This window comes from Microbacterium pumilum, from assembly GCF_039530225.1.
Taxonomy (GTDB): domain Bacteria; phylum Actinomycetota; class Actinomycetes; order Actinomycetales; family Microbacteriaceae; genus Microbacterium; species Microbacterium pumilum.
On the sequence record NZ_BAAAOH010000001.1, the window covers coordinates 2976545 to 3002626 of the forward strand.

25 protein-coding genes and 1 tRNA gene are annotated in these 26082 nt (G+C 68.0%); 9 read left to right on the forward strand and 17 right to left on the reverse strand.

Annotated features, from left to right (window positions below):
* Positions 1-232: 232 nt before the first annotated feature.
* From ABD188_RS13320 to rplU, 12 genes are all read right to left on the reverse strand, one after another.
* Positions 233-1504: a tyrosine-type recombinase/integrase gene (locus tag ABD188_RS13320; protein ID WP_344063097.1), complete on the reverse strand. Its 1272-nt coding sequence runs from the start codon at positions 1502-1504 to the stop codon at positions 233-235.
* Positions 1501-1734 carry a helix-turn-helix transcriptional regulator gene (locus ABD188_RS13325; protein ID WP_344063100.1) on the reverse strand — a complete coding sequence of 78 codons (234 nt, stop codon included), beginning with the start codon at positions 1732-1734 and terminating at the stop codon, positions 1501-1503. The genes ABD188_RS13320 and ABD188_RS13325 overlap by 4 nt, the downstream gene beginning before the upstream one ends.
* 157 nt (positions 1735-1891) lie before the next feature.
* Positions 1892-1967: transfer RNA gene (locus ABD188_RS13330), tRNA-Ala, on the reverse strand.
* Positions 1968-2040: 73 nt separating this feature from the next.
* A complete protein-coding gene (gene rsfS / locus ABD188_RS13335; protein ID WP_344063103.1) occupies positions 2041-2418 on the reverse strand; it encodes a ribosome silencing factor in 378 nt (125 codons plus the stop codon).
* A complete protein-coding gene (locus ABD188_RS13340) occupies positions 2415-3620 on the reverse strand; it encodes a hypothetical protein (RefSeq protein WP_344063106.1) in 1206 nt (401 codons plus the stop codon). The genes rsfS and ABD188_RS13340 overlap by 4 nt, the downstream gene beginning before the upstream one ends.
* A complete protein-coding gene (gene nadD, locus ABD188_RS13345) occupies positions 3617-4213 on the reverse strand; it encodes a nicotinate-nucleotide adenylyltransferase (RefSeq protein WP_344063109.1) in 597 nt (198 codons plus the stop codon). The genes ABD188_RS13340 and nadD overlap by 4 nt, the downstream gene beginning before the upstream one ends.
* A gap of 9 nt (positions 4214-4222) precedes the next feature.
* Positions 4223-4447: a hypothetical protein gene (locus ABD188_RS13350; protein ID WP_344063112.1), complete on the reverse strand. Its 225-nt coding sequence runs from the start codon at positions 4445-4447 to the stop codon at positions 4223-4225.
* A 53-nt stretch (positions 4448-4500) separates the two neighbouring features.
* Positions 4501-5760, reverse strand: a complete 1260-nt coding sequence (locus ABD188_RS13355) for a glutamate-5-semialdehyde dehydrogenase (protein WP_344063115.1) — start codon at positions 5758-5760, stop codon at positions 4501-4503.
* The gene (proB, locus tag ABD188_RS13360; RefSeq protein WP_344063118.1) at positions 5757-6599 is read right to left on the reverse strand and encodes a glutamate 5-kinase; all 843 of its coding nucleotides are present in this window, start codon (positions 6597-6599) and stop codon (positions 5757-5759) included. Before proB ends, ABD188_RS13355 begins: the two co-directional genes overlap by 4 nt.
* Positions 6596-8101 (reverse strand): GTPase ObgE, encoded by a 1506-nt coding sequence (obgE, locus tag ABD188_RS13365; protein WP_344063120.1) that lies wholly within the window; start codon positions 8099-8101, stop codon positions 6596-6598. The genes proB and obgE overlap by 4 nt, the downstream gene beginning before the upstream one ends.
* Positions 8102-8195: 94 nt before the next feature.
* The gene (gene rpmA / locus ABD188_RS13370; RefSeq protein WP_344063122.1) at positions 8196-8453 is read right to left on the reverse strand and encodes a 50S ribosomal protein L27; all 258 of its coding nucleotides are present in this window, start codon (positions 8451-8453) and stop codon (positions 8196-8198) included.
* A gap of 18 nt (positions 8454-8471) precedes the next feature.
* Entirely contained in the window at positions 8472-8780 is a 309-nt protein-coding gene (gene rplU / locus ABD188_RS13375) for a 50S ribosomal protein L21 (protein ID WP_344063125.1), read from the reverse strand.
* Positions 8781-9012: 232 nt separating this feature from the next.
* Between rplU and ABD188_RS13380 the strand changes: the two genes are divergently transcribed.
* Complete coding sequence (locus ABD188_RS13380; protein ID WP_344063128.1) at positions 9013-9288, forward strand: DUF4031 domain-containing protein; 276 nt, start codon at positions 9013-9015, stop codon at positions 9286-9288.
* 22 nt (positions 9289-9310) lie between these two features.
* On the opposite strand, the gene ABD188_RS13385 is transcribed toward ABD188_RS13380, so the two are convergent.
* Positions 9311-11659, reverse strand: a complete 2349-nt coding sequence (locus ABD188_RS13385; RefSeq protein WP_344063131.1) for an Rne/Rng family ribonuclease — start codon at positions 11657-11659, stop codon at positions 9311-9313.
* Positions 11660-11962: 303 nt separating this feature from the next.
* Here ABD188_RS13385 and ABD188_RS13390 point away from each other — a divergent pair, with 303 nt between their 5' ends.
* Positions 11963-12565 (forward strand): vitamin K epoxide reductase family protein, encoded by a 603-nt coding sequence (locus ABD188_RS13390; RefSeq protein WP_344063134.1) that lies wholly within the window; start codon positions 11963-11965, stop codon positions 12563-12565.
* A 6-nt stretch (positions 12566-12571) separates the two neighbouring features.
* On the opposite strand, the gene ndk is transcribed toward ABD188_RS13390, so the two are convergent.
* The 4 genes from ndk to ileS are packed head-to-tail and all read right to left on the reverse strand — an operon-like array spanning position 12572 to position 18267.
* Positions 12572-12985: a nucleoside-diphosphate kinase gene (gene ndk, locus ABD188_RS13395; protein ID WP_344063137.1), complete on the reverse strand. Its 414-nt coding sequence runs from the start codon at positions 12983-12985 to the stop codon at positions 12572-12574.
* 1 nt (position 12986) lies between these two features.
* On the reverse strand, positions 12987-13427 hold the full coding sequence (locus ABD188_RS13400; protein ID WP_344063140.1) for a DUF4233 domain-containing protein: 441 nt from the start codon (positions 13425-13427) through the stop codon (positions 12987-12989).
* Positions 13415-14767 carry a bifunctional folylpolyglutamate synthase/dihydrofolate synthase gene (locus ABD188_RS13405; RefSeq protein ID WP_344063143.1) on the reverse strand — a complete coding sequence of 451 codons (1353 nt, stop codon included), beginning with the start codon at positions 14765-14767 and terminating at the stop codon, positions 13415-13417. Before ABD188_RS13405 ends, ABD188_RS13400 begins: the two co-directional genes overlap by 13 nt.
* Positions 14764-18267: an isoleucine--tRNA ligase gene (gene ileS / locus ABD188_RS13410; RefSeq protein WP_344063146.1), complete on the reverse strand. Its 3504-nt coding sequence runs from the start codon at positions 18265-18267 to the stop codon at positions 14764-14766. Before ileS ends, ABD188_RS13405 begins: the two co-directional genes overlap by 4 nt.
* A gap of 389 nt (positions 18268-18656) precedes the next feature.
* Here ileS and ABD188_RS13415 point away from each other — a divergent pair, with 389 nt between their 5' ends.
* From ABD188_RS13415 to valS, 7 genes are all read left to right on the forward strand, one after another.
* On the forward strand, positions 18657-19118 hold the full coding sequence (locus ABD188_RS13415; protein WP_344063149.1) for a hypothetical protein: 462 nt from the start codon (positions 18657-18659) through the stop codon (positions 19116-19118).
* On the forward strand, positions 19119-20546 hold the full coding sequence (locus ABD188_RS13420) for a sensor histidine kinase (RefSeq protein WP_344063151.1): 1428 nt from the start codon (positions 19119-19121) through the stop codon (positions 20544-20546). It begins immediately after the preceding gene.
* Positions 20543-21157, forward strand: coding sequence for a response regulator (locus tag ABD188_RS13425; protein ID WP_344063153.1), 615 nt, complete (start codon positions 20543-20545; stop codon positions 21155-21157). The genes ABD188_RS13420 and ABD188_RS13425 overlap by 4 nt, the downstream gene beginning before the upstream one ends.
* Before the next feature lie 47 nt (positions 21158-21204).
* Complete coding sequence (locus tag ABD188_RS13430; protein WP_344063156.1) at positions 21205-22545, forward strand: MFS transporter; 1341 nt, start codon at positions 21205-21207, stop codon at positions 22543-22545.
* 4 nt (positions 22546-22549) lie between these two features.
* Positions 22550-23209 (forward strand): pentapeptide repeat-containing protein, encoded by a 660-nt coding sequence (locus ABD188_RS13435; protein ID WP_344063159.1) that lies wholly within the window; start codon positions 22550-22552, stop codon positions 23207-23209.
* Between the two features lie 13 nt (positions 23210-23222).
* On the forward strand, positions 23223-23420 hold the full coding sequence (locus ABD188_RS13440; RefSeq protein WP_344063162.1) for a hypothetical protein: 198 nt from the start codon (positions 23223-23225) through the stop codon (positions 23418-23420).
* 63 nt (positions 23421-23483) lie between these two features.
* Entirely contained in the window at positions 23484-26081 is a 2598-nt protein-coding gene (gene valS / locus ABD188_RS13445) for a valine--tRNA ligase (protein WP_344063165.1), read from the forward strand.
* Position 26082: the final 1 nt, after the last annotated feature.

Consider the following 26082-nt stretch of genomic DNA (forward strand, 5'->3'; position numbering starts at 1 on the left):
GAGCTTGGCCGACGGGTTCGACCGGGTGTACGGCACCATCGAGATCCGCCGAGTGAATGCCACCGACGTCCGTTACCGCGCCAGCTTCCAGGGCGAGGTCATCGGTTGGTCAACAACCCTCCGCCTCGCGTGTGAGCGAGTACACGCCGCATTTCTGCGCAGCCACGGCCCGAATGGCGGACCGATTGCGAGTTGGGGCGCGAGCGATCGAGTTCGATGGCTCGAACAGTCGCTACGCCGCTTCGATGTCTTCGTCGTCGAGGAAGTCGAGCGCCGGATCGTCGGCCGCTCCATCGTCGTTCGAGAGCAGCGAGGTGTCGAGGCTCTCGCGGCGGAGGGTCCGCTCGAGGATTCCGGCCGGTCCGCGGTCCACGGTGCGGTCGGGCTCGATGTAGTGTCCCTCGGTGATTGCGGTCGACCCGTGGCCGAGGAAGGTGGCGGCAGCATCGGCGCTCGCCCCGCGCGCGATGACCGTTGCGCCTGTCCGCCGATACCAGCGAAGTGTGATCCCCTCCCCCGCAAGGTCCGCCAACTCGAGGAACGCTCGGAAAGTCCGTCGCACATTGAACGGGCTCAGTGGCTTGCCGGCGCGATTGGCGAAGATGGTTCGCTGAGAATCGGAGGTCGGGATGCCGGCGAGCCGCGCACGAAGGACGACCGCGGCGAAGTTAGGGACCGCGATTCGTCGGATGGAGTGCTCGGTCTTTGGGTGATCTTGGCGCACAGCTCCGCTGCCCGTGCGCAGCACGACCGTGCCCGTCACCGAGATCGTCATCCCGCCGGGAGCGTCCTCGACATCGCACCCACGGAGAGCGAGGCACTCGCCGATGCGCAACGCGGTTCCGAGGAGCACTTCGATGATGTCGCGCACCTGGCCGTCGGGCTGGGGTCCCTTGACGTCCGGTCCGGTGCGCCAGCGACCTGCGGCGTCACGGATCGCGCTGATTTGATCAACGGTCAGCGCCCGCGGCTCGCCCTTCGGGCGGCGGAGTGGGCTCGTCCCCTGAACCGGGTTCCGCGGGATCGCGTCGTGGCGCAGCGCGAATCCGAATAGAAGATTGAGCATTGTCCTCGAATGCTTCGCGCGGGAGTACGACACCGAAGCCTCCGAGCGAAGGAACCACTCGACGCGGCCCGTCGTAATCTCACCGAGCGTGAAATGCTCGAACTGCGGCACCACGTGGAGGCGCAGGTCGTCGCGGTAGTTCTCCTTCGTTCCGGCTGAGAGCTTCTGCAACTCGAGATCTTCCAGCCACAGGTCCGCGAGGTCACCGAAGGAGCTGGTGAGATCGAGCAAGCCACCCGTTCCAAAGGCGGGCCGCTCCAGCATGCGCTGCTTCAACCGAGCGCGGGCCGCCGACTCCGTGCGCGCGGCACCCGTCACTCTCCGAAGTCGCCCATCGCCGTCGCGGATGCGCGCGAGAGCCACGTACGAGGCGCCGCGCCTGCTGACGTTGATGGTTCCGTAGGAGCCGATCAGGGTGCGTGGCCGCCCGCCGTTCATGATGCGCCGCCAGCGCGACGCTGTTCATCGGCCCGCTCCATGCGCTCAACCCATGCGTCGATCTCGCTCTCACGAAACCTCAGTTGCGTGCCGACACGGAACCCGCGGGGGCCGCGACCTTTGCTCCGCAGGTCGTAGATCGTCTGGACCGAGACTTTGAGCAGCTCCGCGAGCTCGGCTAACGAGACGTAGTTCCCGTGTGCCGACTGAGAGGTGCCCATGCCATCCATACAGCGAAGGTGCGTGGGCGTTGCCGCGTACCTTCCAGATACTCCGAGAAGGCTCGAGAGCGCGCTGCGGCGGACTCCCGAAGTGTCCAGTAAACGACTACCAAACATTCAAACTCCCTGATCAGGGAGTGAAGATTCGGTGCTTTACCGGGAGTTTTGGTGGACCTGAGGGGACTCGAACCCCTGACCCCCTGCATGCCATGCAGGTGCGCTACCAGCTGCGCCACAGGCCCGGATGATGCCCTCGCTCGCGCGAGGCAACCCGACCAGATTACTACATCCGGTCGTCGGGTCAGAACACGAGCCTCACTCGGCGGGGGCGGCCGCCGTCACTTCGATCGGCACCACAGGGCAGTCTTTCCAGAGCCGCTCCAGGCCGTAGTAGATGCGTTCCTGCTCGTGGAAGACGTGGACCACGAGGTCTCCGAAGTCGAGGAGCACCCACCGCGATTCCTGGCGGCCCTCACGGCGCAGGCGCCGGTGGCCCGCCTCGAGGAGCCTGTCCTCGATCTCATCCGCGATGGCTGCGACGTTCCGCTCGCTGCGGCCCGTGACGAGCAGGAAGATGTCGACGAGCGGCAACGGCTGCGACACGTCCAGCGCGACGAGGTCCTCGCCGCCCTTCGACTCTGCAGCGGCAGCGGCGACGTTCAGCATCTCGCGCGATTGTGATCCAGCCGTCATCGGAACACGCCCGTCACGAATGCCAGGATGAGCACGCCGACGAGGGCCAGCGCGAGCACGCCCGCGGTGATGGCGAGGGTCAGCATGAGTTTGCTCCCCTTCTCGGGCGCGGGTGGCTTGATGATCTCGCCGGAGTTCTTCACCGTGCTGATCGCGGCGCTGGCGGCGATCGGCGTCGGCGACGAGTGGGCGGGGAGCTCACCATCGATGAGAGATGCATCCACCTCCTTGCCGTCGGTGGAGCCGGGCGCATGACCGTTCGAGCCGAGGCCCTCGGGCAGATTCAAGGTGCCGGTGATGAGCACTTCGCCGGTGGCCGTGACAGGCGCGACGATCGATCCGCTGGGCGTCGCCTGGGACATGATCAGAGCGTGAGGTGTTCCTCCGGTGCCGGACGAACGCGACAGCAGCTGATCGAACGAGGGCGGCAGCTCGACGGCTGCGACGTCGCCCGCGAGGAGCTCGGCGCCGAACGTGGGGCTCACGACCGCGCGATCGGATGCCGCGCCGGCTGTGTCCGAATCTTCTTCCTGCGCGGTCTCGCTCGGCTCGGAGGCGGCTGCATCCGTGACGTCATCGGCCGCGACCTGCTCGCCGCTCGCCGCCCACGGGTCGGCGGTGTCGGTCTCGGCGGTGCCGGTCTCGACGCCCTCAGTCTCGATGACCTCCGCCTCGACCACATCCATCTCGCCGGTGCCCGGCAGCCCGAACAGGTCGCGGACCCCGGTGTCGAGTCGTTCGTCGGTCGAGTCCGCCGACGACGCCGGCACGGGCTCGGCGGCGGGTGCCGCCGCGGCCGAATACGCCGCGGCGATCTCGGGCGTGATCACGGGCACGGATGCGGTGCGGATGCGCTCCTGCTGCCGCGCCTGGCGGCGCGTCAGCGGCGATACTCCGAGGTCTACCGATGCGTCGGGAACCGGCGGCTCGCTGAGCACGACGGGTTCCGCGGCGCGGGCCAGCGACGCGACGGGAGCGTAAGCGGGTGCAGGCGCGGGCGCGGGCTGCGACGGGGGTTCGACGTCGGCCGATGCCTGCGCGGCATCTTCGGTCGTCGATTCAGGCGCATCTTCGGGTGCGGGTGCGGGTTCTGGTTCTGGCGCGGCTTCCGCGCTGACAATCGCATTCGATCCGGTGTTGCGGATCTCACGCATCTGCTTGCGCGTCAGCGGGGGCGTCGCCGGCTGCTCGGTTGTGCTCATTCCTGGCTCCGGTAGAGGTGGTGCTTCGCGATGTATTGGACAACCCCGTCGGGCACGAGGTACCACACGGGGTGACCTCGCTCGACGCGATCACGGCAGTCCGTCGACGAGATGGCGAGGGCGGGGACCTCGAGTTGGCTCACGTCATCAGTCGGCAGGCCGTCAGTGCTCAGCACGTGACCAGGTCGGGAGACGGCGACGAAATGAGCCAGGTTCCACAACTCATCATGGTCCCTCCAACTGAGAATTTGCGCTATTGCATCCGCACCGGTGATGAAGAACAGCTCCGAACCGGGCCGATCCGCCCGAAGATCCCGAAGGGTGTCGATCGTATACGTCGGTCCGCCGCGGTCGATGTCGACGCGACTGACGGTGAATCGTGGGTTCGAAGCGGTCGCGATGACGGTCATGAGGTAGCGGTGCTCGCTCGCCGAGACGCCCGACTTCTGCCAGGGTTCCCCGGTCGGGACGAACACGACCTCGTCGAGGTCGAACCACTGCGCGACCTCGCTCGCTGCCACGAGGTGACCGTGGTGGATGGGATCGAACGTCCCACCCATCACCCCGATCCTCGGGGTTCGCGTCACCGACATGCAGTCGGCCTAGTGGCCGTGGCCCGCCTGCTGGACATCGTCAGCGTGAGCTCGGGTGTATGCCTCGGCCTTGCGCGAGTGCCGGTTGGCGACGTTGCGGTACGACACGGTCACCAGCGCGAGCGTACCGAAGACCGCGAGCGCCGTGATGCCGTAGCCGACCGTCTCGAGGGCGACGTTGCCGTGGTGCTCGGACTCTTCGGCGGCGAAGGTGAGAATCGTGGCCAATGTCATTCGAGCTCCGTTTCGGATTCGCCTGGGGGCGCAGGCTCCCACCAGTTTATGCGTCAGGTGCGTACTTGTCCGTCACCCCGTGCCAGCCACTTGGTGCTGGTGAGTTCCGAGAGCCCCATCGGGCCACGGGCGTGGAGTTTCTGGGTGGAGATGCCTACCTCGGCGCCGAAGCCGAACTCGGCGCCGTCGGTGAACCGCGTCGAGGCATTGGTCATGACGACGGCGGAGTCCACCTCCGCGAGGAAGCGGTCCGCATTCGCGGCATCCTTCGTGATGATCGACTCGGTGTGGTGCGTCGAATACCGCCGGATGTGGTCGAGGGCCTCATCCAGATCGTCGACGACCTTCATCGCGACATCGAGACTCAGGTACTCGGTCGCCCAGTCCTCGTCGGTCGCGGGAACGGCATCGGGAACCAGCGCGACCACGGTCTCGTCGCCGTGCACGGTGACGCCGTCGGCGATCAGCGCGCCGGCTACCGCAGGAATGAGCCTGGTTGCCGCGGCTCGATGGACGAGCACGGTCTCGACCGAGTTGCAGACGCTCGGGCGCTGGACCTTGGCGTTCACGACGATGTCCTGTGCCCAGTCGAGGGGTGCCGACTCGTCGAGCAGGATGTGCACGACACCCGCTCCCGTCTCGATCACCGGGACGAGCGATTCGGTGAGGACAGTCTCGATGAGCTGGGCGCTCCCCCGCGGCACGAGCACGTCGACGATGCCGCGTGCCTGCATGAGTTCGCGCGCGCCCTCGCGCCCGAAGTCGTCGACGGTCTGGATCGCCTCGGGATCGATGCCCTGCTCGGCCAGCGCGCCCCGCATCGCGCGCACCAATGCCGCATTCGTGCGTTCGGCGGCGGAGCCGCCGCGCAGCACCACCGCGTTGCCCGAACGGAAGGCGAGTGCCGCAATGTCGACGGTCACGTTGGGGCGTGCCTCGTAGATCGAGCCGACGACCCCGAACGGCACACTGACCTTCGTGAGTTCGACGCCGTTCGCGAGCGTTCGTCGATCGAGCACGCGGCCCACGGGGTCGGGCAGGTCGGCGATGTCGCGCACCGCGGCCGCCAGTGCCAGCACCCTCGGCGCATCCAGCCTCAGGCGATCCTGCAGGGCCTCCGACAGGCCTGTCGCCCGACCGCGCTCGAGGTCGTCTCGGTTCGCCGCAATGATCTCGGGTGCGGCGGCCTCGATGGCCGCCGCGATGGCGACGAGCGCGTCGTGCTTGGCGGCATCCCGCAGCAGGCCGATGCCGCGCGCCGCATCCTTCGCGAGCAGCATGCGTTCGCGTGCGGTCGTCGCGATGATCGTCATCCGCCCAGTGTATCGACGGTGGTGCGGATGGGGCCGGTCAGGCTGGTAGGCACGGGCGCGGGATTCGGGCGGAACCATGTGCCGATGTCGTCCCCTGCGAGCGCCCGCGCCACAAGGTCGGCGCTCGTCACGAGCACGCCGATTCCGGATGCCGTAGCCAGCCGGGCGGCGGATACCTTCGTCGCGGCTCCCCCGGTCCCGACGCTGTTGACGACCACCGAGCCGAACTCGTAGCCGTGCATGTCGTCGCCGTACGCCACCTCGTCGATGGGCAGCGAGCCCGGCTCGCCGGGCGGGCGGGTGTACAGGCACTCGATGTCGCTGAGGAGCACGAGTGCGTCAGCGCCGATGAGCTCGCCGACCAGAGCCGCGAGCCGGTCGTTGTCGCCGAAACGGATCTCGTGCGTCGCGACGGTGTCGTTCTCATTCACGATCGGCAGGATGCGAAGCCCCAGCAAGCGCTCCATGGCGCGTTTCGCGTTCGAGCGGTGCATCGGGTTCTCGAGGTCTCCCGCGGTCAGCAGCACCTGGCCGGCGACGATGCGGAACGGGCGGAGAGCGTCCTGATACCGGTAGATGAGGACGTTCTGGCCGACGGCCGCGGCAGCCTGCTGCGTGGCGAGGTCGCTCGGTCGCTCATCGAGCAGGAGGTACGGCATTCCGGTCGCGATCGCACCGGACGAGACGAGCACCACCTCTGTGCCACGGGCGTGTGCGGCCGCGAGTGCCTCGACGATGGGTGCGATCTTCTCGACGTTGTCGCCGCTGATCGACGACGAGCCGACCTTGACCACGACCCGTCGAGCGGACGCGATCTCGCGGCGGTGACGTACGGTCACGCGCCGTCCTCGTCCCAGCTCGACGTCCCCAGACGCTCGGCTTCGAGCTCCGCACGCGCCTCGGCCTTCGCGCCCATGAGCTCGTGGTAGTGCTCTCGACGCTGCGCCGTGTTGCGTCGCGGGTTCTGGATGAGGCGCGGGTCGGTGCCTCGAGGTGCCGTCATCAGTTCGGCGGCCGAGGTGAGCGAGGGCTCCCAGTCGAAGATGATGCCGTCGCCTTCGCCGATGACGACCGTGGCGCCGGGAATCGCACCGGCGCGGAAGAGCGCATCCTCGACGCCCAGCTTCTCGAGCCGGTCGGCGAGGTACCCGACGGCCTCCTCGTTCTGGAAATCGGTCTGCTGCACCCAGCGCACCGGCTTCTCGCCCAGGATCCGGTAGACGTCGCCGTACGTTCCGCCGTCGACCCGGATGGTGAAGTCCTTCTTCGATCCATGAGGCCGGATGACGACCCGCTCGGGCACGGGCGTCGCAGCCAGCCGCGCCCGGTGGGCGAGGACGATGTCGGCGAGCGCGAAGTTCAGCTGGCGGAGCCCTTCGTGGCTCACAGTCGAGATCTCGAACACGCGGAACCCGCGCGCCTCGAGATCCGGGCGGACGAGCTCGGCGAGGTCCTTGCCCTCGGGTACATCCACCTTGTTGAGGGCGATCAGCTGGGGACGCTCGAGCAGCGGGAGCTGGCCCTCGGGGACGGGGTACGCCGCGAGTTCGGCGAGGATGATGTCGAGGTCGGTCAACGGGTCACGACCGGACTCGAGCGTGGCGCAATCCAGCACGTGCACGAGCGCAGTGCATCGCTCCACGTGACGGAGGAACTCCAGGCCGAGGCCCTTGCCCTCGCTCGCGCCCTCGATGAGCCCGGGAACATCGGCCACGGTGTAGCGGACGTCGCCCGCCTGCACGACGCCCAGATTCGGATGCAGGGTGGTGAAGGGGTAGTCGGCGATCTTGGGCCGTGCGGCCGAGATCGCGGCGATCAGGCTCGATTTGCCCGCAGAGGGGAAGCCGACGAGCGCGACGTCGGCGACGGTCTTCAGCTCGAGCTGGACGTCACCCTCCCACCCGGGAGTGCCGAGGAGCGCGAATCCGGGGGCCTTTCGCTTCGGGTTCGCGAGCGTCGCGTTGCCGAGACCGCCGATGCCGCCCGGTGCGACGACGAATCGCATGCCGGGTTCGATCATGTCGACCAGCGTCTCGCCCGAGGCATCCTTCACGACGGTGCCGACCGGAACGGGCAGCTCGAGGTGCTCGCCCGCGGCACCGGAGCGGTGGTCGCCCATTCCGAACCCACCGTTGCCGGCGGAACGGTGGGGCGAGTGGTGGTACGAGAGCAGCGTGGTCACCTGAGGGTCGGCCACCAGCACGACGTCACCGCCGTGTCCGCCGTTGCCGCCGTCGGGACCGGCGAGCGGCTTGAACTTCTCGCGCTTCACCGAGACGCAGCCGTTGCCGCCCTTGCCGGCGCGCAGGTGCAGCGTCACGCCATCGACGAACGTAACCATGCGCTCTCCTTCAGAGAATTGACCGGTGTGTCACTGAGAAGAGGGGGCGAGCCGAAGCCCGCCCCCTCCAAGACAAGATTGTGTGTGCGTGCGACTACTCCGCCACGGCCACGATGTTGACGACCTTGCGGCCGCCCTTCTGGCCGAACTCGACCGCACCCGGCGCGAGCGCGAACAGGGTGTCGTCCCCGCCACGGCCGACGTTCGCGCCGGGGTGGAAGTGTGTGCCGCGCTGGCGGACGATGATCTCGCCGGCGAGGACCTTCTGGCCGCCGAAACGCTTCACGCCCAGTCGCTGAGCGTTGGAGTCACGACCGTTGCGGGTGGAGCTTGCGCCCTTTTTGTGTGCCATCTCTGCGTCTCCCCTGGACTACTTGATTCCGGTGACCTTGACGCGCGTGAGGTCCTGACGGTGCCCCTGGCGCTTCTTGTAGCCGGTCTTGTTCTTGAACTTCTGGATCACGATCTTGGGGCCGCGCTCTTCGCCGAGCACCTCGGCCGTGACGGTCACCTTCGCGAGCTTGTCGGCGTCGGTGGTGACGGCGTCGCCATCCACGAGCAGGACGGCGGGCAGTTCGAGAGTGTCGCCCACCTTCGACTTCTGGCGGTCGAGGACGACGATCGTACCGACCTCGACCTTCTCCTGCCGGCCGCCGGCGCGCACTACTGCGTAAACCACTTCACACCTGTTTCTTCTGGGAGCGCACGGCTCCGATTGTCTTTGCGAGACTCTGCTCTTGCGAGACGAGGAAGTCTTGGTGCGGATGACGACTGCCCGAGCAGGCTGCTGAGCTTGTCGATGCACGCGAAAAGCATGACGCGGCACGCACCAAAGGGCTACTTTACCGGATGCCGCGACCAGCCGCAAAAGCTGAGGCCGTGTCGCGGCATCCGGATCATAGGATCACAACGTGACGATCCTCATCGACGATCCCCGCTGGCCCGCGCACGGGCGGCTGTGGGCTCACCTGGTGAGCGACAGCGACCTCGCTGAGCTGCATGACTTCGCGGCGGCGAACGGCATCCCGAGCCGCGGATTCGACCGCGATCACTACGACGTGCCCGAAGACGAGCACGCCCGACTGATCGCTGCGGGCGCCGAGCATGTCGACGGTCATGAGCTCGTCCGTCGGCTCATCGCCTCGGGATTGCGCGTGACAGCGCGAGAGCGCCGGTCCGGCCACTGACGACCGGCCGGCGCATCCGCACTCAGTCCTCGCTGGGCGTGTGCGCCACGGGAGTTCCCGTCAGCGCAGCGGTCGAGACGCGCCGACGAGAGCGCCCCTGACCTGGTGCCTTGGGCTCGGGAAGCGCGCTCAGGACGGAGTCGAGCAGCAGGTCCGCCTCGGTCCGCGGCTTCGCGCTCGATTCGTTCCGCTTCTTGCGCGGCTTCTTGGCACGCTCAACAGGGGGTGCCGGTGGTGCCTCGACGACAGCAGCCGACTCGTCGTGGTGATGGATCGTGGATGCCGCGATCTGGGCGAGCGCCGACTTCACGCCCTCGGTGATCACATGGGTGCCGTTCGAGCCGCCGGCATTGGGCGCCACGCCACCGCGAGGACGACGGGCAGCAGGCGGGCCCGCGGTCGCCGAACGATGCTTGACGACCGGGTCGTGGTGCACGACGACACCGCGGCCGGCGCACACCTCGCACGGCTCGCTGAAGGTCTCGAGCAGACCGAGACCCAGCTTCTTGCGAGTCATCTGCACGAGCCCGAGCGAGGTGACCTCGGCGACCTGATGCTTCGTGCGATCGCGGCTGAGGCACTCGACCAGGCGCCGGAGCACGAGATCGCGGTTCGACTCGAGCACCATGTCGATGAAGTCGACGACGATGATGCCGCCGATGTCGCGCAGCCGCAGCTGCCGGACGATCTCCTCCGCCGCCTCGAGGTTGTTCTTCGTGACCGTCTCTTCGAGGTTTCCGCCGGAACCGACGAACTTGCCGGTGTTGACGTCGACGACGGTCATGGCCTCGGTGCGATCGATGACGAGCGATCCGCCCGACGGCAGCCACACCTTGCGGTCGAGGGCCTTCTCGATCTGCTCCGTCACGCGGAACTCGTCGAACGGGTCGTTGTCACCCTCGTACGCCACGACGCGCTCGAGCAGATCGGGAGCGACGCTCTCGACGTACTTCGTGATCGTCTGATGAGCGTCCTCGCCCTGGATGAGCACCCGGGTGAAGTCCTCGTTGAAGACGTCACGGACGATCTTCACCAGCAGGTCGGGCTCGGAATGCAGCAGCGCCGGTGCCTGGATGGTCTCGAGCTGACGACTGATCAGCTCCCACTGGCTCGTGAGCCGCTGGACGTCGAGGGTCAGCTGATCCTCCGTGGCGCCTTCGGCGGCGGTTCGGACGATGACGCCGGACGACTCGGGCAGCACCTCCTTGAGGATCTTCTTCAGGCGCGCCCGCTCGGTGTCGGGGAGCTTGCGTGAGATGCCGTTCATCGAGCCGCCGGGCACGTACACGAGGTAGCGACCCGGAAGCGAGATCTGGCTCGTCAGGCGCGCGCCCTTGTGACCGACCGGGTCCTTCGTCACCTGGACGAGAACGCGGTCGCCGGACTTGAGTGCGAGCTCGATGCGGCGCGGCTGGTTGCCGGTCTCGACGGCAGCCCAGTCGACCTCGCCCGAGTACAGCACGGCGTTGCGGCCGCGACCGATGTCGACGAACGCCGCCTCCATGCTCGGAAGCACGTTCTGGACGCGGCCGAGATAGACATTGCCGATGAGCGACGCGTCCTGGTTGCGGGCGACGTAGTGCTCGACCAGCACGTTGTCTTCGAGCACCGCGATCTGCACGCGACCGTTCTTCGATCGGACGATCATGACCCGATCCACGGACTCGCGTCGCGCGAGGAACTCCGCTTCGGTCACGACGGCTCGCCGGCGCCCCGCCTCGCGGCCATCACGCCGACGCTGCTTCTTGGCCTCGAGCCTGGTGGATCCTTTGATGCGCTGCGGCTCGGTGATCAGCTCGACCGCACGCCGCCGCGGTGGTGCCGGCTCGGAGACGTCGGGCGCCTCGTCGCGTGGTTCGCTGCGACTGCGGCTGGTGCTCCGGCTGCGCCGGCGAGCGCTGCTCGGCGCGTTGTCGACCTCGACCTCGGGTGCCGGTCGTGCCGGGAGCGGCGCGATCTCGGGCGCGTGGAAGAGTAGCTGCGTCGATACCGCCGAGACGAAGGTCTCAGGCAGGAGACCCAGCGCGACCGCTGTCACGGGACCGGAGTCGGCGACCGGCTCGGCGTCAGGCCCTTCGACGGGCTCGGGGACCGACTCGGCCTCGGGCTCGGGGACCGGTTCGGCCTCGGGCTCGGGGACCGACTCGGCCTCGGGCTCGGGGACCGGTTCGGCCTCGGGCTCGGCGACCGGCTCGGGCTCGGGGACCGGCTCGGCCTCGGGCTCGGCGTCGGGCCCTTCGACGGGCTCGGCGACCGGCTCGGGGACCGACTCGGTCTCGTGGGCCGCCTCGGCATCGCCGCCGAGCTCCTGCGCTAGCGCGGAGTCCGGTTCTGTCTCGAGGGTGAAATCTGCATCTGTGTCATCGGCCATCACTGGCTTACTCCCTGCGGGGGCGACACCGCGCGTCCCCCGGCGAAATCTCGTGCGGCGCCGCACCTGCGGTGCCGCGAACTCACTCGGTCTGCAGCTGGATCCCGGCTCATGCGGGGGAACTCTCGCTGCCAAGGGCATTCGTCGCCCTGAAGTCTTCTGTGATGCGGTGGCGGCGCGGCCGCGATGCATCGAGGATCATTATCGCACTTTCGTCCGCGGATTGCTTGCGCGCGCGACATCGGCGATCCCCGCCGGCCCGGTCGCGGCATCCGGTCAGCCCGGAATGTGATAATCCGAGGCATGCCTCAACGCCTGACCCACACCCGCCCGACTGTCATGGCGGGGTGGCTGATCATCGCCGGCGCGGTCGGGTGGTGGGCTGCTTTCTCGCTCACCATGGAGCGGCTGCATCTGCTGGCGGATCCCGATGCGATCGCGTCATGCGACTTCAGTCCGCTGGTTCAGTGCACGGCGAATCTCGAGTCCTGGCAGGGGCAGGTCTTCGGCTTTCCCAACCCGATTCTGGGGCTCGCCGGATGGGTCGCGCCGATCGTGGTCGGGTTCGCGATTCTGGCTCACGCGAGATTCGCCCGGTGGTTCTGGTGGGTCTTCGAACTCGGGATGACGTTCGCGTTCGTCTTCGTCATCTGGTTGATCTCACAGAGCATCTTCGTACTCGGGACGCTCTGCCCGTGGTGCATGGTGACGTGGGTGGTCACGATACCGACGTACTACGTGGTGACGATCCACATGTTGCGCTCCGGCATCCTCCCGACCCCGGAGGGCGTTCGGAAGGCCGCCGAGACCCTCATGGGATGGGTGCCGGTGCTCGCCGTCGTGAGCTACGGGATCATCGCCGTGATCGCGCAGCTGCGCCTGGACGTGCTCGGGCGAGTGTTCTGACCCGCGTCAGAACCAGATATCGAGCTCTCGCGCGGCGGATTCCGGGCTGTCCGAACCGTGGACCAGGTTCTGCTGCACCTTGAGACCCCAGTCGCGTCCGAGGTCGCCGCGGATCGTGCCGGGCGCCGCGGTGGTCGGATCGGTGGTCCCGGCCAGCGACCGGAATCCCTCGATGACGCGGTTGCCCGCGAGGCGGATCGCCACCGACGGTCCCGACATCATGAAGTCCAGCAGCGGCTCGTAGAACGGCTTGCCCTCGTGCTCGGCGTAGTGGCGCTCGAGCGTCTCGCGATCGGGTTCGACGAGGCGGATGTCGACGAGAGAGTATCCCTTCGCCTCGATGCGGGCGAGGATCGCGCCGGTCAGTCCGCGCGCGACGCCGTCGGGCTTGACGAGGACGAGAGTCTCTTCGGTGGCCATGTCAGTCTCCGTTCACCATTCCTGGTTCGTTCGGGGGTTCAGCGGCACGTTCGGCGTTGCGACGATCGAGCGCACCTCCCTTGATCGTGGCATATCCGTACATGCCGCCGAAAAGCAGCGCCACGAGCGCGAGGCCCGGCACGAGGAATCCGCCCAGCGCGACGATCGCCTGAAGCACCCATCCGAGCCAGATGCCCCACGGGTAGCGGACGACCAGGGTCGTGAGCACCATGAGGACCGCGAGCACGACACCGGCGACGATCCCCCACCAGTCGGGGATCGACTCGGGAAGAACGTGCAGGCCGTATATCGCGAGGCCACCTAGGAAGACGACGATCGACTCGAAACCCAGCACGATCGTCGCGAGCGACTCCGCCGCACCGCGGGCACGCCGCTGACGGCCCGCAGGCGGCGTCGGAACCGGCTCGGTCACTCGTTCCACCCGGCCTTCCAGTCCTCGGCGGCGGCGAGGGTCACGGCCTCGCCTGCGAGCAGCACCGAGCCGGCGACGACGACCGCCCGCCGCTCCGATGAGGCAGCCCACGAACGAGCGGCCTCGGCGGCCTCGGCGACGTCACGGTGAACTGTGACCTCCAGGCCGTGCGACTCCGCGAGGTCTGCGATGTGGTCGGCATCGTCGGCGCGCTCCGACTCGGGCGCAGTGGCGAAGACGTGGGTGGCGACCGGCGCGATCTCGGCGATGATGCCGGCGACATCCTTGTCGGAGAGGATGCCGATGACGACGCCCCATTCGTCGAAGTCGAACGATTCGCGCAGCGCGGTGACCAGGGCGCGCGCGCCGTGCGGATTGTGGGCCGCGTCGACCAGGACTGTCGGGCTGATCCCGACGAGCTGCAGACGACCGGGCGATGTCGCGCCCGAGAGACCTTCGGCGAGGATGTCGCCCGGAATGGCGTTGGCTGCGGCTCCGATGAGGGATTCGACCGCGGCGATCGCGAGGGTCGCGTTGAACCCTTGGTGGCCGCCGTAGAGCGGGAGGTACTCGTCCTGGTAGGTGCCTGCCAGTCCCTGGACGGTGATCAGCTGCCCGCCGACGGCCAGCCGCTGTTCGGTGAGCGCGAACTCGGCGCCTTCGAACGCTATCGTGGCGCCTTTGGCCGCTGCGGCGGATCGGAGGATGGCTTCGGCTGCGGCATCCTGTCGTGCGGACACCACGGCCGCGCCGTCCTTGATGATCCCGGCCTTCACCGTTGCGATCTCGGCGATCGTCTCGCCGAGGCGATCAGCGTGATCGAGGTCGATGGGCGCGAACACCGCGACGTCCCCGTCGGCGGTGTTGGTCGAGTCCCATGCGCCGCCCATGCCGACCTCGAGCACCAGGACGTCGATGGGCGCATCGGCGAAGGCGACGAACGCGAGCACGGTCAGCAGCTCGAAGAACGTCAGCGCCGGGTCGCCCGCCGTCTGCAGTTCGGCATCGATGAGGGCGACGAACGGCGTGATCTCGTCCCACGCGTCGGCGATCGCCGCGTCGGGGATCGGCTCGCCGTCGATCATGATCCGTTCGGTGAACCGTTCCAGGTGCGGGCTCGTGAAGAGTCCGGTGCGCAGACCGTGGGCGCGCACCAGGCTCTCGATGATCCGGCTCGTCGAGGTCTTGCCGTTCGTGCCTGTGACATGCACGACCCGGTACGTCCGCTGCGGATCGTCAAGCAGCTCGAGCACGCGCCGCGTGCGCTCGATCCGCGGCTCGACCCACCGCTCTCCCTGGCGTTGCAGCAGCGCCGCGTAGACGGCGTCGGCGCGATCCCGGTCGTTCACTTGGTCCGGCTCCGCTCGCTCAGCGCATCGAATATCGGCGTTCCGACAAGCCGCGTGACGGCGACGTGGAAGCCGCCGCGATTGGCGTACGCCCCTGCCGGAACGTACTCGACGTGCTCCGGCGCGGCGCCGAAGACGATCGGATGCCACGTCTCCGGTGGTGCGTCCGCCGGGATGTGCACCCCGTGACCGTCGATCAGCACGGCGTGCTCGAGGGCGAGCGTCTCGCCCGCGACATCCGCCGTATCGAATGCGCCGGAGACGGCCCCGGCGTCTTCGTGGCTCGAGAAGAGCAGCTGCAGCCGGATGCGATCGCTGACGTCGAATCCGGCCGCCTTGCGGGTGTCCTGGACGGAGCGGATGACGTCGCGCGCGAGGCCTTCCGCTTCGAGTTCGGGCGTCGTCGATGTATCCAGCAGGACGAAGCCTCCGCTGGGAAGAAGCGCGAGAGCTTCGCCGGCGGGCCGTCCAGTGGTCTCGAGCACGAGCTCGTACTCCCCCGGTTCGAGCGCGATGGCGCCGTCGGGAGTCTGGACCGTGACCGCGCCGTCCACGCCCGACCAGTCGCCCGCCCTGGCGGCCTGGATGGCCTGCTGGACGCGCTTGCCGAGCCGCGGTCCCGCAGCGCGGGCGTTGACCGACAGCCGGTGCGTGATGCCGTAGACCGCGGGCGTGTCATCCTCGAGCTCGACGAGCTCGACGGATTTGACGTTCAGCTCGTCGCGGAGGATGTCTTCGAACTGTCCGAGTGATGCGGCATCCGCCTTCACGACGCTCAGGCTCGCGAGCGGCAGGCGCACGCGCTTGCCCTCTCGCTTGCGGAGGGCGTTCGCAACCGATGAGACGTCGCGGACGGCGTCCATCGCCGAGCGGATGTCGTCCGCCGCCGGGAAGGCATCGGCATCCGGCCAGTCCGCGAGATGCACACTGCGACCGCCGGTGAGGCCCTGCCAGACCCGGTCGGCGACGAGCGGGATGAGGGGCGCCGCGACGCGCGTGAGCGTCTCGAGCACGGTGTAGAGCGTGTCGAAGGCCTCGGTCGACGTCGGGTCGCTCGCATCGACGCCCACCCAGAACCGATCGCGTGAGCGGCGGATGTACCAGTTCGTCAGGGCCTCCGCGAAGTCGCGCAGCTTCGCAGCGGCCATCGTCGAGTCGAGTGCCTCGAGGTCTGCGGCGACACCGCGGACGAGGTCGCCGGTGCGGGCGAGGATATAGCGGTCCAGCACGTCGGTCGAATCGGTGCGCCAGATCGCCTCGTAGCCGCCGGCGCCCGTCGAACCGCCGCCCGCCGAAGCGTTCGCGTAGGTCGCGAAGAAGTACCACGCGTTCCACAGCGGAAGCATGAACTCCCGCACGCCCGCGCGGATCCCCTCTTCGGTGACGATGAGATTGCCGCCGCGGAGGACGCTCGACGACATCAGGAACCAGCGCATCGCGTCGGACCCGTCGCGGTCGAACACCTCGGACACGTCCGGATAGTTGCGCAGCGACTTCGACATCTTGAGGCCGTCGCTGCCCAGCACGATGCCGTGGCACGAGACACCGGTGAAGGCCGGGCGGTCGAACAGCGCGGTGGACAGCACGTGCATGAGGTAGAACCAGCCGCGGGTCTGGCCGATGTACTCGACGATGAAGTCCGCCGGCGAGTGCTCGTCGAACCACTCGTGATTCTCGAACGGATAGTGCACCTGCGCGAACGGCATCGAGCCGGAGTCGAACCAGACATCGAGGACGTCCTCGATGCGCCGCATCGTGCTTCCGCCGGTCGGATCATCGGGGTTCGGCCGCGTGAGGTCGTCGATATAGGGCCGGTGAAGGTCGACCTCGCCGTCGGCGTTGCGAGGCAGCCGCCCGAAGTCGCGCTCGAGATCCGCGAGCGAGCCGTACACGTCCACACGCGGGTGCTCCGGATCATCGCTCTTCCACACCGGGATGGGCGAGCCCCAGTACCGGTTGCGGCTGATCGACCAGTCGCGGGCGCCTTCGAGCCACTTGCCGAATTGGCCGTGCTTGACGTTCTCGGGAACCCACGTGATCTGCTCGTTGTTCTCGATCAAGCGGTCCTTGAAGTCCGTGACCCGCACGAACCAGCTCGAGACCGCCTTGTAGATCAGCGGATTGCGGCAGCGCCAGCAGTGCGGATACGAGTGCTCGTAGCTCGCGAGGCGCAGCAGGCGACCGTCCTGCCGCAGGATTCGGACGAGCGGCGTGTTCGCGTCCATCCACAGCTCGCCGGCGACATCCGTCACCTGCGGCAGGAACCGTCCGCCGTCGTCGAGGCTCATGATGAGCGGGATGCCGGCGGCTTCGGTCACGCGCTGGTCGTCCTCGCCGTACGCCGGAGCCTGGTGGACGATGCCGGTGCCGTCGCCCGTCGTCACGTAGTCGTCGACGAGGATCCGCCAGGCGGTCCCGGTGCCCCACGTCGCGGCATCCGCGTAGTAGTCGAACAGACGGTCGTACGTGACGTCCGCGAGCTCCGAGCCGAGCACGGTCTGAACGATCGCGCCGCGCGCCGCATCCGCCGACTCGTACCCGAGGTCCTTCGCGTAGTTATGCAGCAGCTCCTCGGCGAGGAGGTAGCGGTGCGAGGTCGCCTCGAGGGGGTCGTCCGCGTGGCCATCGGCGTCGTGGTGCACATCGGCGGCACCGGCTGGACCGCCCGGGACCACGACGTAGCGGATGTCGGGACCCACCGCGAGAGCGAGGTTCGTCGGCAGCGTCCATGGCGTGGTCGTCCACGCCAGGGCGCGCACGGCGGTGAGGCCGAGAGCCTCCGCCTTGGCGCCTGTCAGCGGGAAGGTGACCGTCACCGACGGGTCCTGCCGCATCTTGTAGACGTCGTCGTCCATGCGCAGCTCGTGGCTCGACAGCGGCGTCTCGTCACGCCAGCAGTACGGCAGCACGCGGTAGCCCTCGTACGCGAGGCCCTTGTCGTGGAGCGTCTTGAACGCCCACAGCACGCTCTCCATGTAGCCGGTGTCGAGCGTCTTGTATCCCCGCTCGAAATCGACCCAGCGCGCCTGACGGGTGACGTAGTCCTCCCACTCGTGCGTGTAAGTGAGCACCGAATCACGGGCCTTCGCGTTGAACGCGTCGATCCCCATGGTCTCGATCTCGGCCTTCTCGGTGATGCCGAGCTGCTTCATCGCCTCGAGTTCGGCCGGAAGGCCATGCGTGTCCCAGCCGAAGACGCGGTCGACGCGCTTGCCGAGCATCGTCTGGAAGCGCGGGAACACGTCCTTCGCGTAGCCGGTGAGCAGGTGCCCGTAGTGGGGCAGGCCGTTGGCGAAGGGCGGACCGTCGTAGAAGACCCATTCCTCGGCCCCCTCGCGCTGTGCGATCGACGCGCGGAAGGTGTCGTCCTGTTTCCAGAACTCGAGCACCTCGCGCTCGATGTCTGGGAAGCGCGGGCTCGGAACGACGGGATCTGCGGCAGCGCCGAACGATCCGGCCGCACCGGTCCCTGAGCGGGTCGAGGGTCGTGGGTAGGTCATGTCACTCCAGCAGGTTGCGATGCTTCCTGCGAGGACGATTCCCTGAACGGAGAACCGCGGTACCACCCCGCGTGACGTCCGGATCCTTCGGCAAGCTCGGGGACCGGATGCCCACTCTCACTGCGGCTGTGACGGGCCTGACCCGTTCGGTTCTAATGACGAGACGACGAACTGGTCGCGCCGCGCGTTCTTCCGAAGACTCCCCGGTGATGGCCGGATCGATGTCGGTGATCCCAGTCTAACGGCTGACCTGCGGCACAAGGGGTACTACGACCATCGTGCAATGGTGCGACCCCGCGGCCGCGGCGCACGCTTGATTCACCAGGACGGCGAGGCCGATGCGTCGCCACAGAGTCCGCAAACAGGTCACAATCGACAAAGGAACCACCATGAAGACTCGACTTCTCCTCGGCGCAGCCGTCGTGGCCGCGGCGATCCCCGCGGTGATCGGCCTGTGGGGCAACACCTCGTTCTCGCAGGATCTGCCGGTGCGCGTGCCCGCGTCGGGACAGGTCGTTTCGCTCACTCCGAGCCCGACGCCGACACCGTCTCTGTCGCCTTCGCCCACGCTCTCACCATCACCGTCGCCCTCCGCGGGTGTCGACGACAACGGCGGCGACACCCCTCGCGATCAACGCACCGAGCCGGGCGATGACCGCGACGTGCAGGGCGGGGTGGAACCCGGCGACGACAATGGCGGAACCTCGGGGCGCGACGGCGATGACTCCGGCAACAGCGGTTCCGGTGGCAGCGACGATTCGGGCAACAGCGGCTCGGCCGGCAGCGACGATTCCGGCGGTCACGATTCGGGCGACGATCACGGCGGCTCCGGACACGGGAGCGATGACTGAGTGAGCCCGGAGCCCCAGCCCGTCGCTCCGACCGGATCACCTCCGGCCGGGGCGGCGGGCGCGCCCTGGCTCACGATCGCGGATGGGTCTGCGGGAAGGATGGCATCGGATGCCGCGCCGATCCGCCCGCGGCGGGTCGTGCTTCGCCTGGCAGCCGGACTCCTCGTCGTCCTCATCGCGGTCGCCCTTCTCGGCGCCTTCGCGGCGCAGCTGCTGGCCGAACGCGAAGCCGTGAACGATGCGGCGAACATCACGGATGTCTTCGCCGAAGCGGTCATCCAGCCCTCTCTGACGGACGCCCTTGCTGACGGCGACCCCGACGCCGTCGACGCGTTCGACGCCGTCGTCCGGGAGCGCGTGCTCGGACCGGGGGTCGTCCGCGTCAAGATCTGGACTCCTGGCGGAACCATCCTGTACGCGGATGAGCCCGAGCTCATCGGACGCACGTTCGAGCTCGACCTGCCGCAGCGCGAGGCACTCGCCGATCCGCAGACCCGCGCCGAGGTCTCGGATCTGTCGAACTCCGAGAACGAGTTCGAGTCGGGCGATCGTCTGCTCGAGGTGTACCGACCTGTCTGGACGCCCGACGGACGCCAGCTGCTCTTCGAGATGTACGCGCCCTACGATCCCGTCGCGACTCGCTCTGGCGAGCTGTGGCGCGGGTTCGCCGGAGTGACGGTGAGTACGCTCCTGCTGCTGGTGGTGCTGACCGCGCCGATCGTGTGGCGGCTGCTCAATCGTGCGCGTCGTGACGAGAGCGACCGTGCTGCGCTGCTCCAGCACGCGGTCGACGCATCGGATGTCGAACGCCGGCGCATCGCCGGCACACTGCACGACGGGCCGGTGCAGGAACTCATCGCGACGACCTTCGCGGCCGAGAACGCCGCGTCGGTCGCGTCGGCCCACGGCGAGGATGGACTCGCCGACGACGTGCGCGACGTGGCGTCGTCGGTGCGCGGCAATGTGCGTGCCCTCCGCTCACTGCTCGTCGACATCTACCCGCCGAGTCTCGCTGACGCCGGAATCGCCCAGGCACTCGCCGACCTCGCAGCCGGCGTGCGCGGTCGCGGGGTCGAAGCGAGCGTCGACGTCTCCGCCGAGCTGCCCGAGCTTTCGGATGGCGAACAGCGACTGATCTACCGCGTCGCGCAGGAGTGTCTGCGGAACATCGCCGCGCATGCGAGCCCTGGCCAGGCGTGGGTGCGCCTCTTTCCGATGGAGGGCGCCTCGGTGCTCGAGGTGGTCGACGACGGCCCTGGATTCGATCCGGCGTCATTGCGCGATCCTCCGGAGGGTCATTTCGGCACCCGGATCGTCGGCGACCTGGCCACGGAGGCGGGTGCCCGGCTCGAGGTCGCGACGGCGCCCGGCGCCGGAACCGCGTGGCGTCTCACCGTGCCCCGGGCCGCAGATCGGGGCAGCTCATGATCCGCGTTCTGGTGGTCGATGACCATGCGATGGTGCGAACAGGCCTCGCCGCGATGCTCGCCGCCGACGGCGACATCGAGGTCGTCGGCCAAGCGCCGGATGGAAGGACCGCTGTTCTCGAGGCCGTGGAGCGGCATCCGGATGTCGTCCTCATGGATCTCTCGATGCCCGGCATCGACGGTGTCGAGGCGACGCGCGCGGTCCTCGACGCTGCGCCGGCGACCCGGGTCGTGGTGCTCACCTCGTTCTCTGATCGCGAGCGGGTCCGGCGGGCGCTCGAGGCCGGAGCGGTGGGTTACCAGCTGAAGGACGCCGAGCCCGATGTGCTGCGCGAAGCGGTCCGATCCGCGTCACGGGGGCACACCCCACTCGACCCGAGGATCGCCGGCGTGCTCCTCCCGCAGGCCGGTGCTCCGGCTGACCCGCTGAGCCCACGTGAGCGAGAGGTGCTCTCGCTCGTGACCGAGGGGATGGCGAACAAACAGATCGCGCGTGCCCTCGGCATCACCGAGCGCACCGTCAAGGCGCACCTCGGCAATGCGTATCGGCAGATCGGCGTTGCCGATCGGACAAGCGCAGCGATGTGGATGCGGGACCACCCGCCGTCGTGATTGTGCACTGCGTCCAGCAATGCGGATGAGTGGCAGGATGGATACTCGTGTCCACGACAGATCTGCCCTCATCAGCGTCCCCGTCCCCCACCCGTCGCGTCGCCTGGGCGTCGATGGTCGGAACCTCTCTCGAGTCCTTCGACTTCTACGTCTTCGCCTACTTCGCGGCGTTCTTCGTCGGTCCACTGTTCTTCGATCCGCTGGGTGAGTTCGGCGGTACTCTCGCCGCCTTCAGTACGATCGCGCTGGCCTTCATCGTCCGCCCGATCGGTGCCGTCCTCTTCGGCCACATGGGCGATCGACTGGGGCGGCGCACGACACTGCTCTGGACCGTCGGCATCATGGGCGTCGCGACGGGGGCCATCGGACTGCTTCCGACCTACGCCCAGGCAGGCTGGCTCGGCGCGATCCTGCTGGTCCTTCTCCGCATCGCGCAGGGGCTGTCGCTCGGCGGTGAGTGGGGCGGATCGATCCTGCTCGCGACCGAGCACTCGGGACGCATCAAGCGCGCGTTCTACGCCGCCATTCCGCAGCTCGGCTCACCCGTCGGTTCGATCCTGTCCGCCACGGTGTTCATCGTGATGGGCCTCGTGCTGCCGGCGGCAGCGATCGCGGAGTGGGGATGGCGCATCCCGTTCCTTCTCGCCCTCCCGCTGCTCGCGGTGTCGCTGTACCTGCGGTGGTCCATCACCGAGACACCGGTGTTCGAGGAGGTCGTCGCGCAACGCCGCCGCGACCGGATCCCGTTCGTCACGATGTTCCGCTCGCGGCCCGCCGCCATCGTCATCGCGATCGGCGCGGCAGTGCTCGGCATCGGCTCGTACTCGCTGATGAACACCTACACCGTGAACTACGGCGTGACGCAGCTCGACTTCAGCTTCCAGGACCTGCTGATCGCCACGACGGTCGGCGGCCTGCTGCAGCTCATCACCATTCCGCTGTTCGGCGTGTGGGCCACTCGCATCGGATCGGCCAGGGTGGTGGCGTGGGGTGCGCTCGGCACGCTCCTGATCGCGTTCCCGATGTACTACCTGCTGCAGTTCGCAACCTTCCCGATCCTCGTCGCCACGATGATCATCGGGGGAATCCTGCCCACCATGTCATGGGCGGCGCTCGGCGGGCTCATGAACGACCTCTTCCCCGATCACTTCCGCTACTCCGCGCTGTCGATCTCATACGCCATCGCAGCGACGGTGAGCGGATTCGTGCCGATCGTCACGGCGGCTCTCGGCGGTGCGACGGACTTCGCGTGGTGGCACCCCGGGATCGTTCTGGCCATCCTGTCGGCCGTGACCCTGGTCGCCGCATGGGCGGCATCGCGCCGCCCCGCCGAGCCGGAGTCCGGTCCTGAGGTGCCACTTCGTCGGGAGTCGGCCGGGGTAGCCTGACCGAATGGCGCGGCGCGAAGAGGGTCTGATCGCGCCGCGCGTGTCTGCCCCCGATCTGCCTCGCGAACTCGGCGACGGGCCGGCGCCGGCGCGTGGCGAGGAGTCGTTCCAGCTGCGGTGGACCACGCTTCGAGCGACGACGGATGCCGCGCACAGCAGCATCAGCGAGTGCGAAGTGCTCGACGCAGCCCTCGAGCGTCTGGATCTCACGGGAGCCACGCTCGTCGATGTCGACATCTCGGGGCTTCGCGCGACGGCCGTCGTCGGCCGAGACGCGAGGCTGCGGCGCGTTCGGATCTCGGGGGGCAGAATCGGAACCCTCGACCTCGCCGCCGCGGATGTCGACGAGGTCGAGCTGCGCGGCATCCGCATCGACTATCTCTCGCTCGCCGCAGCTCGCGTGCAGGACCTGCTCATCTCGGGCTGCACGATCGGCACGCTCGACATCCCGCGTGCCCGTCTCGTGCGAGTCGCGTTCCACGATTCGAAGTCGGACGAGGTGGATACACGCGGGCTTCAGGCCGAACATGTCGACCTGCGTGGCCTGGATGCCCTCTCGTACCTGGATCTCGCGGCGCTTCGAGGGACGACCCTTTCGCCCTCCCAGGTTGAGACGCTCGCTCCGGCGTTCGCGTCGGCGCTCGGCATCCGGGTCGAGATGTGACCGCGCATGGCCCGTGTGGTGGGCCCCGCACGACACGAATGCGCGCCACCCCGCCGAGCTGCCGAGCGCGGACACCACAGCGGCGACCTTCGGCGCCGCGGGGCTCGTCGGCACGGCGGGGACCACGATCATCGTCGGGAGCTTGTGGAGCATCCGCGGACCCGGCACGCTCGCCCGTGGCCGCTCGGGATCCACCGTCAACGACGCGTAGAATGGGGCGACATCCCACACTCAGGCACGCTCACACAGTGCCGCACATATCGCAGGAGACACCATGGCCGACGCCCTTCGACAAGCTCAGGGACCGGTTCCCGACAAGCCCGCCCTGGAAGGTCTCGAAAGCAAGTGGGATGCCGCGTGGAAGGAACAGGGCACGTACCTGTTCGACCGCGCGCGTGCCGCCGAGGTCGGCCGAGGCGGCGTCTACTCCGTCGACACGCCCCCGCCGACGGCATCCGGATCCCTTCACATCGGCCACGTGTTCTCGTTCACGCACACCGATCTCAAGGTGCGATTCGAGCGGATGCGCGGAAAGACCGTCTTCTACCCGATGGGGTGGGATGACAACGGCCTGCCGACCGAGCGCCGTGTGCAGAACTACTACGGCGTGCGATGCGACCCGTCGCTGCCGTACAACGCCGACTTTGCACCCCCCTTCGAAGGCGGCGACAACAAGTCGAGCCGTGCGGCAGATCAGGTGCCCGTCAGCCGCCGCAACTTCATCGAGCTCTGCGAGAAGCTCACCGTCGAGGACGAGAAGCACTTCGAAGAGCTCTTCCGCCAGCTCGGTCTGAGCGTCGACTGGACGCAGACCTATCGCACCATCTCGGACGACACGATCCGCACGAGCCAGCTCTCGTTCCTCCGCAACCTCGATCGCGGAGACGCATATCAGGCGCTCGCGCCGACGCTGTGGGACATCGACTTCCGCACCGCCATCGCTCAGGCCGAACTCGAGGATCGAGAGCAGCCGGCCGCGTACCACCGCATCGCCTTCCACAAGACCGACGGCTCGGGCGATCTGTTCATCGAGACGACGCGTCCCGAACTGCTCGCCGCGTGCGTGGCGCTCGTCGCCCATCCTGACGACGAGCGCTATCAGGCGCTCTTCGGCAGCACGGTCCGCACGCCGCTGTTCGACGTCGAGGTCCCCGTGCTCGCGCATCCGCTCGCCCAGCAGGACAAGGGCTCGGGCATCGCGATGATCTGCACGTTCGGCGACGTCACCGACATCATCTGGTGGCGTGAGCTCGAACTGCCGAACCGGACGATCCTCGGCCAGGACGGCCGCGTCCTCGTGGATGCGCCGGATGTGATCACGACGGATGCCGGGAGGGCCGCGTATGCGGAGCTCGCAGGCAAGACGGTTTTCAGCGCGAAGAAGCGCATCGTCGAGCTTCTGCAGGAGTCGGGCGAGCTGATCGGCGATCCGAAGCCCTTCACGCACGTGGTGAAGTTCTACGAGAAGGGCGATCGCCCGATGGAGATCGTCTCGACGCGCCAGTGGTACATCCGCAACGGCGCGCGCGACGAGGTTCTGCGCGACAAGCTCCTCGAACTCGGTCAGGGCATGTCGTGGCATCCGGACTTCATGCGAGTGCGGTTCGAGAACTGGACCAACGGACTCACCGGCGATTGGCTGGTGTCGAGGCAGCGGTTCTTCGGCGTGCCGATCCCGGTCTGGTACGGGCTGGACGAGAACGGTGAGCGCGATTTCAGCCGCGTGCTGACCCCCGACCACGCGTCGCTTCCGATCGATCCCACGATCGACGTGCCCCCGGGCTATACGGCCGACCAGCGCGGCGTGCCCGGCGGCTTCGAGCCCGAGCTCGACATCTTCGACACCTGGGCCACCTCATCGCTCACACCGCAGCTCGCGGGCGGCTGGGAGCGTGACGAAGAGCTCTGGAACCTGGTCGCGCCGTTCGACGTGCGTCCGCAGGGCCAGGACATCATCCGTACGTGGCTGTTCTCGACTCTGCTGCGCAGCGCCCTCGCGGATGACCGCGCGCCCTGGACGGATGCCGCGATCTCCGGCTTCATCGTCGACCCCGACCGCAAGAAGATGTCCAAGTCCAAGGGCAACGTCGTCACGCCCGCCGACATCCTGTCGCAGCACGGGTCGGATGCGGTGCGCTACTGGGCGGCGTCGAGCCGGCTCGGGACCGATGCGGCCTTCGATCCGCAGAATCCGACGCAGGTCAAGATCGGCCGTCGCCTCGCGATCAAGGTCCTGAACGCGGCGAAGTTCGTCCTCTCGTTCCCGGTCCCGGAGGGTGCGCAGGTCACGCATGCGCTCGATGCGAGCATGCTCGCCACGCTCGACGGCGTCGTCCGTGATGCCACCAAAGCGCTGGCTGCGTACGACCACGCCCGCGCGCTCGAGGTCACCGAATCCTTCTTCTGGACGTTCTGCGACGATTACCTCGAACTCGTCAAGGAGCGCGCGTACGATCGCACCGACGTCGCTCAGGCATCGGCCGCGCTCGCTCTGCGCATGGCCCTGTCGACGCTGCTGAGGCTCTTCGCGCCGGTGCTCGCCTTCGCCACCGAGGAGTCGTGGTCATGGTTCAACGACGGATCCGTCCACACCGCACCCTGGCCTGAGCCTCTCGGCATCGAGGGTGACCCCGCCGTGCTGGTCGCTGTGAGCGAGGCGTTGATCGGCATCCGCCGCGCGAAGACCGAGGCCAAGGCGTCGCAGAAGACACCCGTCACCCGGATGACGATCGCCGCGTCTGCGGAGGCTCTGGCATCGCTCGTGCTCGCTGAGGGCGATCTCAAGGCTGTCGGGCGCATCACCGAGCTCGAGTACGTGAACGCCGAGAGCACGTCCGTCGCGAGCTTCGAGCTCGCCCCGCAGGAGGCCTGAA

Bases quoted from the DNA above. Each gene is read 5' to 3' on its own strand.
- ABD188_RS13320 (WP_344063097.1), bottom strand. From the start codon at position 1,504: ATGAACGGCGGGCGGCCACGCACCCTGATCGGCTCCTACGGAACCATC.
- ABD188_RS13325 (WP_344063100.1), bottom strand. From the start codon at position 1,734: ATGGATGGCATGGGCACCTCTCAGTCGGCACACGGGAACTACGTCTCG.
- rsfS (WP_344063103.1), bottom strand. From the start codon at position 2,418: ATGACGGCTGGATCACAATCGCGCGAGATGCTGAACGTCGCCGCTGCC.
- ABD188_RS13340 (WP_344063106.1), bottom strand. From the start codon at position 3,620: ATGAGCACAACCGAGCAGCCGGCGACGCCCCCGCTGACGCGCAAGCAG.
- nadD (WP_344063109.1), bottom strand. From the start codon at position 4,213: ATGTCGGTGACGCGAACCCCGAGGATCGGGGTGATGGGTGGGACGTTC.
- ABD188_RS13350 (WP_344063112.1), bottom strand. From the start codon at position 4,447: ATGACATTGGCCACGATTCTCACCTTCGCCGCCGAAGAGTCCGAGCAC.
- ABD188_RS13355 (WP_344063115.1), bottom strand. From the start codon at position 5,760: ATGACGATCATCGCGACGACCGCACGCGAACGCATGCTGCTCGCGAAG.
- obgE (WP_344063120.1), bottom strand. From the start codon at position 8,101: ATGGTTACGTTCGTCGATGGCGTGACGCTGCACCTGCGCGCCGGCAAG.
- rpmA (WP_344063122.1), bottom strand. From the start codon at position 8,453: ATGGCACACAAAAAGGGCGCAAGCTCCACCCGCAACGGTCGTGACTCC.
- ABD188_RS13385 (WP_344063131.1), bottom strand. From the start codon at position 11,659: ATGGCCGATGACACAGATGCAGATTTCACCCTCGAGACAGAACCGGAC.
- ABD188_RS13390 (WP_344063134.1), top strand. From the start codon at position 11,963: ATGCCTCAACGCCTGACCCACACCCGCCCGACTGTCATGGCGGGGTGG.
- ndk (WP_344063137.1), bottom strand. From the start codon at position 12,985: ATGGCCACCGAAGAGACTCTCGTCCTCGTCAAGCCCGACGGCGTCGCG.
- ileS (WP_344063146.1), bottom strand. From the start codon at position 18,267: ATGACCTACCCACGACCCTCGACCCGCTCAGGGACCGGTGCGGCCGGA.
- ABD188_RS13415 (WP_344063149.1), top strand. From the start codon at position 18,657: ATGAAGACTCGACTTCTCCTCGGCGCAGCCGTCGTGGCCGCGGCGATC.
- ABD188_RS13425 (WP_344063153.1), top strand. From the start codon at position 20,543: ATGATCCGCGTTCTGGTGGTCGATGACCATGCGATGGTGCGAACAGGC.
- ABD188_RS13435 (WP_344063159.1), top strand. From the start codon at position 22,550: ATGGCGCGGCGCGAAGAGGGTCTGATCGCGCCGCGCGTGTCTGCCCCC.
- valS (WP_344063165.1), top strand. From the start codon at position 23,484: ATGGCCGACGCCCTTCGACAAGCTCAGGGACCGGTTCCCGACAAGCCC.